At 71.1% G+C, this 8,768-nt stretch carries 7 protein-coding genes; 1 reads left to right on the top strand and 6 read right to left on the bottom strand.

Features of this window, described 5'->3' with window-relative positions; genetic code table 11:
• Window positions 1–191: 191 nt before the first annotated feature.
• Together arfA and JFN87_RS06320 are read right to left on the bottom strand one after the other, a co-directional pair.
• The gene (gene arfA, locus JFN87_RS06325) at window positions 192–1,709 is read right to left on the bottom strand and encodes an arabinosylfuranosidase ArfA (RefSeq protein WP_307865326.1); all 1,518 of its coding nucleotides are present in this window, start codon (window positions 1,707–1,709) and stop codon (window positions 192–194) included.
• Window positions 1,710–1,737: 28 nt separating this feature from the next.
• A complete protein-coding gene (locus tag JFN87_RS06320) occupies window positions 1,738–2,781 on the bottom strand; it encodes a LacI family DNA-binding transcriptional regulator (protein WP_209338890.1) in 1,044 nt (347 codons plus the stop codon).
• Between the two features lie 302 nt (window positions 2,782–3,083).
• On the opposite strand from JFN87_RS06320, the gene JFN87_RS06315 reads away from it, so the two are divergent.
• On the top strand, window positions 3,084–4,940 hold the full coding sequence (locus tag JFN87_RS06315) for an arabinofuranosidase catalytic domain-containing protein (protein ID WP_209338889.1): 1,857 nt from the start codon (window positions 3,084–3,086) through the stop codon (window positions 4,938–4,940).
• A gap of 32 nt (window positions 4,941–4,972) precedes the next feature.
• On the opposite strand, the gene JFN87_RS06310 is transcribed toward JFN87_RS06315, so the two are convergent.
• The 4 genes from JFN87_RS06310 to JFN87_RS06295 are packed head-to-tail and all read right to left on the bottom strand — an operon-like array spanning window position 4,973 to window position 8,742.
• A complete protein-coding gene (locus JFN87_RS06310) occupies window positions 4,973–5,599 on the bottom strand; it encodes a hypothetical protein (protein ID WP_209338888.1) in 627 nt (208 codons plus the stop codon).
• Between the two features lie 4 nt (window positions 5,600–5,603).
• A complete protein-coding gene (locus JFN87_RS06305) occupies window positions 5,604–6,440 on the bottom strand; it encodes a carbohydrate ABC transporter permease (protein ID WP_209338887.1) in 837 nt (278 codons plus the stop codon).
• Window positions 6,437–7,405 carry a carbohydrate ABC transporter permease gene (locus JFN87_RS06300; protein WP_209338886.1) on the bottom strand — a complete coding sequence of 323 codons (969 nt, stop codon included), beginning with the start codon at window positions 7,403–7,405 and terminating at the stop codon, window positions 6,437–6,439. Before JFN87_RS06300 ends, JFN87_RS06305 begins: the two co-directional genes overlap by 4 nt.
• Window positions 7,402–8,742: an ABC transporter substrate-binding protein gene (locus JFN87_RS06295; RefSeq protein ID WP_209338885.1), complete on the bottom strand. Its 1,341-nt coding sequence runs from the start codon at window positions 8,740–8,742 to the stop codon at window positions 7,402–7,404. The genes JFN87_RS06300 and JFN87_RS06295 overlap by 4 nt, the downstream gene beginning before the upstream one ends.
• Window positions 8,743–8,768 lie beyond the last annotated feature (26 nt).

Here is an 8,768-nt window from a genome sequence, read left to right as displayed (position 1 = left end):
CGCGGCACGGCGGGCGCGCGGCGCTCCTGCACGTGGGGAAGTCACGTTGGTTCTCCCGATGTTCGAAGGGACGGGAACGCCCGCCGAACCGGGTCGGCCGCGGCGTCGGCATGAAGACTGTGACCGGCGCCCGCGCACTGTCAACGTTAATTACTAATAAACTAAAATTGGGGTCCTCGGGGGTGCGGTCCTTACCGCGTCACGGCCGATCGCGGTGCCGTGCGGATCATGGACCAGGACACCGGCGGCAGCCGCGCGGTCAGGCCGCCGGGCTCGGTGGAATGGGCCGTCGAGCCGCGCGGTTCGACGCGGCGCGGCGCGTCCCGCGTGTTCGTCGCCCGCAGGTCGCGGCCGCCGAGGACGACGTGTTCGACGACCTGGCGCCCGCCTTCGGCCATGCGCAGCCGAAGGGCGGCCGGCTGCCGCTCGTCACGGTTGACGGCGAAGATCGTGGTCCCGCCCGTCTCCGGATCGCGGGTGGCGGCGACGTCGACCGCGGCCACGTCGCCGATCGTGGTGGAGTGCAGCATCGGCGAGACCGGCTCGACCCGCAGGACCTCGCCGCTGGCGTGCCGTGCGGTGAGGGCGAAGGGGTGGAAGACGGTCTGCCGCCAGGCCGCTGACCCCGGCTCGGTCCTGATCGGCGCGATGACGTTGACGAGCTGGGCGAGGCAGCCGATGGCCACCCGGTCGCTGTGGCGCAACAGGCTCATCAGCAGGTTGCCGACCACGACCGCGTCCTCGGTGGTGTACTCCTCCTCGATCAGCCGCGGCGCGCGCGCCCACCGCGGGCCGTCCTGGCCGGCGTGCCGGCTCTCGTGCCACACGTTCCACTCGTCGAACGCCAGGGTCAGCCTGCGTGTGGAGCGCCGCTTGGCGGCGATGTGGTCGCAGGTCGCGACGACACCGTCGATGAAGGAGTCCATCACCTGCGCGGAGGCGAGGAAGCCGGCGCGGTCGTCGCCGTGCTGCTCGAAGTAGGCGTGCAGGGAGATGTGGTCGACGACGTCGTAGGCCTCGTCGAGCACCTGGGCCTCCCAGCTGCCGAACGTCTCCATCCGCTCGTTGGAACTGCCGCAGGCGACGAGTTCGATGTCCGGGTCGACGCGACGCATGGCCTTCGCCGTCTCGGCGGCCAGCCGGCCGTACTCGGTGGCCGTCTTGTGCCCGATCTGCCAGGGGCCGTCCATCTCGTTGCCCAGGCACCAGGTGCGGATGCGGTGCGGCTCACGCACACCGTGGGCGATGCGCAGGTCCGAGCAGCGCGTCCCACCCGGGAAGTTGGCGTACTCCAGGAGGTCGCAGGCATCCTGGACGCCACGGGTGCCGAGGTTGACCGCCATGATCGGCTCGACTCCGGCCAGGCGGGTCCAGGCCATGAACTCGTTCAGCCCGAAGGTGTTCGGCTCGATGGACCGCCACGCAAGGTCGAGCGTCCTCGGGCGTTCGGCGCGCGGACCGACGCCGTCCTCCCAGCGGTGGCCGGAGACGAAGTTGCCGCCCGGGTAGCGCACGGCTCTGACACCGAGCTCACGTGTCAGTTCGACGACGTCGAGCCGCAGGCCGTCGGCGTCCGCCTCCGGGTGGCCCGGTTCGTGGATCCCGCCGTAGACGCAGCGGCCCATGTGCTCGACGAACGACCCGAACAGGCGTGGTGGCACGGGCGCGATGGTGAAGGCGGGGTCGAGGGTCGCGGTGCAGGTGAACACACGTGTCTCCGGATCCGTGAGCGGCACTTCAGCCGTGGTGGCTGCCGCAGGACTCGCGTACGACGAGCTCGAACGGCAGGACGGTGTGCAGGGGGTCGGGCGCCACGCCGTCGAGTAGCGCGAACAGGACGGACGCGGCTCTGCGGCCGAGCGCCTGCGCGGGCACGTGGACGGTGGTGATGCCGGGGGTCGTCAGCCGGGAGACGCCGAAGTCGTCGTAGCCGGCCAGCGCGATGTCCTCGGGGACACGCAGCCCGCGCGAGCGGATCTCCAGCATGGCGCCGTGGGCCATCTCGTCGTTGGCGGCGAAGATCGCCTGGAGGTCGGCCATGCTGTCCAGCACCTGCCGTGCGGCCGCGCGGCCCGACTCCTCGCTGAAGTCGCCCGCGGCGAGCGTGTGGGTGCAGGGCCTCCCCGAGGCGGCCAGGGCGCCGCGGAAGCCCTCGTACCTGTCCACCGCCGTCTGGTGGTCGAGCGGCCCGCTGATGTGCGCGATGCGGGTCAGGCCGTGGTCCTGGACGAGGTGGCGGGTGACGGCGGCGGCGCCGGCGATCTCGTCGGTGCCGACGCTCGCCGCGTGCGGCAGGTGCGCGAACCGCCCCACGAGCACCACCGGCAGGGCCGCGTCCACCATGCGGTTCACGTTCGGGTCGCTGATCGACGCCGACGCGACGATCGCGCCCGACGCGGCCTGGGAGCGCAGCACGCGTTCGTAGGCGGCCATGCCGTGCGTCTCGTCGGGGTTGGTCGACACCATCAGCGCCGTGTCACGCGCGTTGGCCTCTTCGGTGACGCCCACCAGCAGGTGCATGAAGTAGGGATGGCCGAACACGTGCCGGCCGGTCTGGGGGACGACCAGGGCGATGGACGTCGAACGCCCGGCGCGCAGCGCCCTGCCGGCGGAGTTCGGGACGTAGCCGAGCCGGGCCGCGGCGGCCCGCACGGCCCGCTTCGTGGGCTCGCTGATGCGCGGGTGGTCGGACAGGGCCATGGACACCGCGCTCTGCGAGACCCCGACGGACGTGGCGAGGTCCCTGAGCGTGACGTTGGCGCGCTTGGCCGCGTCCGGCATGCCGCACCCCTTTCCGGCTCCGCCCGCCACGGCTGCCCCGCCGGGACGGCTCAGATGCTTCAACGTTTCAGCAGATCGGACGGTAGGCGCCGTCGACGAGCGCGTCAAGCCTGGCCAAACCCCTTACCGTCAGGCTTATTTGACCGTCTTGGAGGGTTGACGGCCGCAGGCGGCAGCTCTAGCTTCAAAGCTGCTGAATCGTATGAGCAGTGGTCAGGCGCCGACTCGACACCGGCCGCCCGCCCCTCGCACGCCTGCACGGCGAGAACCGCCCGAACTCCCCCACGGAGAAGAGGCCGACGATGACCGCACATCCCCCACCCACCCGATGGCGCGCCGCGCTGGGCCGCGCCCACCGCGTCCTGCTGACCCTCGGCGCGGCGCTGGTCCTGACGACGGGCCTGCTGCTGGGCGCCACCGGCACCGCGAGCGCCGCCGGCTCGCTGCCCTGCGACGTGTACGGCGACGCGGGCACACCCTGCGTGGGCGCGTTCAGCACCGTCCGCGCCCTCTACACCTCCTACGACGGCAGCCTGTACCAGGTCACCCGGGTGCAGGACGGCGCCAAGCACGACATCGGGCTGCTCACGCCCGGCGGCTACGCCGACGCGGCCGCCCAGAACGCCTTCTGCACCGGCGCCACCTGCGTCATCAGCGAGATCTACGACCAGTCACCGCGCCACAACGATCTCCTGATCGCCGGCAAGGGCACCGCCGGTGCGGCCGATGTCGGCGCCCTGGCCGACGCGCTGCACGTCACCGTGGACGGGCACGCGGTGTACGGCGTCTACATCGCGCCGGGGATGGGCTACCGGCACCCCGTCGGCTCCGGGGTCGCCACCGACGGGAAACCCGAATCGATGTACATGGTGACCAGTGGCACGCACGCCGACCGCGGGTGCTGCTTCGACTTCGGCAACGTCGAGGCGATCGAGAACGACACCGGCGCCGGCCACATGGACGCACTCAACATGTCCACGGCCCACGCCTGCGACCCGTGCCAGGGCGACGGACCCTGGGTCCAGGCCGACCTGGAGAACGGCATCTTCCAGGCGGACACCAACGCCCACAGCCGCAACGGCGGCAACTCGAGCCCCTTCGTCACGGCCGTGCTGAAGAACGACGGGCAGACGTCGTTCGCGCTCAAGGGCGGCGACAGCCGGTCGGGCGGCCTCACGACGTGGTGGAACGGGCCGCTGCCGCCGGGATACGCGCCCATGCGCCAGGAGGGCTCGATCGTGCTGGGCACCGGCGGCGACAACAGCAACAGGGGTGTCGGGTCGTTCTTCGAGGGCGCGATCACCTCCGGCTACGCCTCCGACGCCACCGACGCGTCCGTCCAGTCGAGCATCGTGTCCGCCGGGTACGCGGGCGACACCGCGGGCGTCGCGCCGTCGGCGATCGCCGCGCCAGGCGGGAAGTGCGTCGACGTGAGCGGCGACGACGTGGCGGGCAAGGGCACGGCCGTGCAGCTGTGGGACTGCCAGTCCTACGCCGCCGACCAGCACTGGACGCACGACTCCGACGGATCGCTGCGCACGCTGGGGCGTTGCATGGACATCGCCGGCAACTCCACCGCCCAGGACGCGAAGGTCCAGCTGTGGGACTGCAACGGGGTCGGCGGGCAGAAGTGGGTGCAGCAGGCGGACGGCTCGCTGCTCAACCCCCAGTCAGGACGCTGCCTCGACGCCACGGACGGGGCCACGGCCAACGGCACCCGCCTGCAGATCCACGACTGCAACGGGACCGCCGCGCAGAAGTTCGACATCGGCGGCGGCTCGATGGTCACGGGCCCGGCCAGGAAGTGCCTGGACGTCTACGGCGACGACATCGGCGGCAACGGCAAGGCAGCGGAGCTGTGGGACTGCCAGTCCTACGCGAAGGACCAGCACTGGGTGCACACCTCCACCAACAGGCTGACTACGCTGAGCCGTTGCCTGGACATCGCGGGCAACGGCACCGCGCAGAACACGCCGGTGCAGCTGTGGGACTGCGACAGCGCGGGCGGTCAGGTGTGGGTGCAGCAGGCCGACGGCTCGCTGCTCAACCCCCAGTCCGGACGCTGCCTCGACGCCACGGACGGCGCCACCGCCAACGGCACCCGCCTGCAGATCCACGACTGCAACGGGACCGCCGCGCAGAAGTTCGCACTGGGCTGAGCCGGGGCGAACCCACGGCCCCGCAGCCCCGGTCAGCGGCGGGGCCGCTCGCGCGGTGCGGCGCGCATGGAGCGCATGTCCACGGCCGTCGCGGCGAAGGCGAGCGGTCCCGGCAGCAGGGGGACGAGCAGCGGCATCGACCAGGCGAGCAGCCCGGCCAGCAGCGCGGCGCCGGCGAGCAGCAGGGTGCCGCGCGGGTCGGCGACCGAGCGCAGCAGCCCTTCCCGCAGCGACAGCCGGCGCGGCGCCGCCACCGCGGTCGCGCGCAGCCCCACGGCCGCCGCGCCCAGGACGAGCAGGACGAGCGCGGGGGCCATGACGTGCGCTCCCGGCAGCGCGCTGCGCAGCAGGCCGGTGTCGACCACCACGAGCACGGCGAGGAGCGGCGGGAGCAGCCCGCGGACGAGGGAGCCCGCGCTCAGTCCCGCCCGCAGGTGGGCGGCGTACGCGCCGGCCTTGACCGGCAGGCCGTCCTCCGCGCTCCCCCGCAGCGTCGCCGACGCGGCGGCGAACGCGGCGGGGGCCGTGACGACCGGCACGCTGGCGAGGCTGGTGAGCAACCCCACGAGCAGCATGTCGGCGAAGAGGGTGAAGCCGCTCCCGAACACCTCGCCGGGCTCCCGGCGCCTGCGTGCGGGGTGGTCGGTGACCTGGCTCATGGGATCAGCCCTTCAGTCCTGAGGTGGCCATGCCCTGCACGAGGTAGCGCTGGAAGACGAAGAAGAACAGCACGATGGGCAGCACGGAGATCACCGACATGGCGAACATCGGCCCGTACGCGGAGGTGCTCGACTGGTCGACGAAGCTGCGCAGGGCCAGGGTGATGGTGAACTTCTCCGGCGCGAACAGGTAGATGAGCTGCGTGAAGAAGTCGTTCCACGTCCAGATGAACGTGAAGATGGCCGTGGTGATGAGCGCGGGCCGGCTCAGCGGCAGTGTGATGGCCCAGTACGTGCGGAACGCGCCGCAGCCGTCGATGCGCGCCGACTCCTCCAGCTCGCGCGGCAGGTTGCGCATGAACTGGACGATGAGGAAGACGAAGAACGCGTCGGTGGCGAGGAACTTCGGAAGGATCAGCGGCCAGTACGTGTCCACCATGCCAAGACGGTTGAAGATGATGTACTGCGGGATGAGGATGACGTGCTGCGGAAGCATCAGCGTCGCCACCATGAACGTGAACATGGGCCCGCGCATCCTGAACCGCAGCCGCGCGAAGGCGTAAGCGGCCAGCGAGCAGGACAGGACGTTGCCGACGACGGCGCCCCCGGCGATCAGGAGGGTGTTGCCGAGCAGCCGGGTGACGGACACGCCGGACACACCGTCGAGGGCGGTCGTGTAGTTCGACCAGTCCAGGTGGCTCGGCCATAGATGGAGGCTGGTGACCACCTCGTCGGCCGGTTTGAGCGAGGTGGCGAGGAGCCACAGCAGGGGGTACAGCAGCACGAGCAGGCACACGAGGGCGATCGTGTGCGGCACCCATCGTTTGACGGCCGGGTTCATCGTCCGTCCTCCCCCGCGTAGAAGACCCAGGACCTGGACGTCCTGAAGAGGATCAGGGTGACGAGGGCGATGGCGATCAGCAGCAGCCAGGCCATCGCCGACGCGTAGCCCATGTGCGAGGCGGTGAAGCCGCGCTCGTAGAGGTAGAGCGTGTAGAAGTTCGTCGAGTCGGCGGGGCCGCCCTTGCCGCCGGTGATGACGAAGGCCGGCGTGAACACCTGGAAGGACTGGATGGTCTCCAGGACCAGGTTGAAGAAGACGACCGGGGAGAGCATCGGCACGGTGACGGAGACGAACTGCCGCCACCGGCCCGCCCCGTCGAGCGAGGCGGCCTCGTAGAGGTCGGGCGAGATCTGCTGCAGCCCCGCCAGGAAGATCACCATGGGGGCGCCGAACTGCCACACCGTCAGCAGGACCACCACGTACACCGCGAGGTGCGGGTTGCCGACCCAGCCGCCGGCGTGGATGCCGACCGCGCCGAGGAGGCCGGAGACCGATCCGCCGTCGTTGAACAGCGCCTTCCACACCAGGGCGATGGACATGCTCGCACCGAGCAGCGACGGCGCGTAGAAGGCGGAGCGGTAGAAGGCGCGGCCGCGTCCGAGGTTCTTCAGCAGCATCGCCGCACCGAGCGCGACGCCCAGCTTGAGCGGCACCGCGATCACCACGTACAGCATCGTGGTGCCGACCGACCGCCAGTAGCGGGGGTCGTCGGTGAGCATCTCGGTGTAGTTGCGCAGGCCGATCCAGTGCGGCGGGTCGAAAAGGTTGTAGTCCGTGAACGACAGGTACAGGGACACGGCCATCGGCGCCAGGGTCAGCACGACCGCGCCGATCATCCACGGTGAGAGGAACACGTAGGCGGGCCACTGCTGTTCGCGCCGGCGGCGGCGCCGTCCTGCCTCCGGCCGGGACTGCGTGGTGCGTGGGGCGCGCGCGGGCGCCCTGGTGGACACGGTGCTCATGACCTCAGCTCCCGGTTGGCCGCGTTGATGAGTTCGCGCGCCGCCTCGCGTGGGGTGGCGAGCTGGTACCCGACGCGCTCGTACTCGCGCCCGAAGGCGGTGTCGATGGCGACGTCGCCGCGCGGTGGCGCGGTCGGCGGTGCGGAGAGGCCGTACTTCTCCATCATCACCGCGTAGTCGTAGATCTCCCGCTCCGCCCCCTTGAGGGTCTTGGCGACGCGGGTGGCGATCGCCCGGTTGGGCGGTGTGGACCGGGTGAAGCCGAGGATGTCGCCGGCCCGCCGGTCGTTGATGAGGAAGTCGACCAGCTGGGCCGCCTCCTTGGGGTGGGCGGTGTGCGCGCCCACGCCGACGAGCATCGACGGCTTGAAGTACTGGCCGGCTTTGCCGTCGATCGTGGGGACCGGCGCGAAGCGTACTGAGTCGCCGAGCAGCGTCGTGTAGGCGGGGAACGGCGCGTCCCAGGTGTAGTCGGCCGCCGAGAGGCCACGGCCGATGGGGGACGTCTCGGTGGAGATGGCCTGCGACGTGTCCCGGGCGGCGGCGACGGCGCCCTGCCTGCGGAGGCGGTCGAAGAACGTCCAGAAGTCGGTGAGGTCGTCCTCGGTGAACCCGAGGCGGGTCTGGCTCGCGTAGAGCTGCTTGCCGTGGCTGCGCAGCCAGTCCTCGAAGACGTCCTCGTTGCCCGCGCCGTCGTTGGCGCCCGTGACATGCCGCCCGTCGGGCGACCTGAGGCCGAGGGCGGCGATCCTCCTGTTGTCCTCGGCCCACTCCTGCCAGGTCCAGGAGGGCTTGGGCGCGGGGATGCCGGCCTTCTCGTAGATCCTGGTGTCGTAGGCGTACCCGGTGATGCCGCGGCCCATGGGCACGGCGTACAGCTTGCCGCCGTAGGTGCCGGTGCGCAGGAAGTCCTCGTCGATCTCGGAGGTGCGGATCGTGCGGTCGGCGACGGGCCTCGTCAGCTCCATGATGGCGCCGCTGCCGGCGTACTGCGAGATCTGCCGGTAGTCGAGCTGGACCACGTCGGGGATGCCGCCGCCGGCCGCCTGGGTGGCCAGCTTCTGCAGGTAGGACCCGAAGTCGGCGTTGGACGTGCGGACGGTGATGCCTGGGTGTTCCTTCTCGAAGAGGCGCACGGCCTTCTCGGTGCGCGCGGCACGGTCGTCGTTGCCCCACCAGGAGAACGTGAGGGAGACGCCGCCTCCGCCCGCTTCCCCACTGGCGGTGGAGCATGAGGTGAGCGTGGTGGTCAGGGCGGCACCGAGACCGACGGCGGCCGAGGCCAGGACGGCGCGGCGGCTGGGGGGTCGGTGCCCGCCGCTTCGGGGCTCGGGCATGGGGGCCTTCCGGGGACGGTGGGACA

The organism is Streptomyces montanisoli (assembly GCF_017813245.1).
GTDB classification, from domain to species: domain Bacteria; phylum Actinomycetota; class Actinomycetes; order Streptomycetales; family Streptomycetaceae; genus Streptomyces; species Streptomyces montanisoli.
Note: the sequence above shows the minus strand (reverse complement) of the source record. Positions and strands in the feature narration are given on the sequence as shown.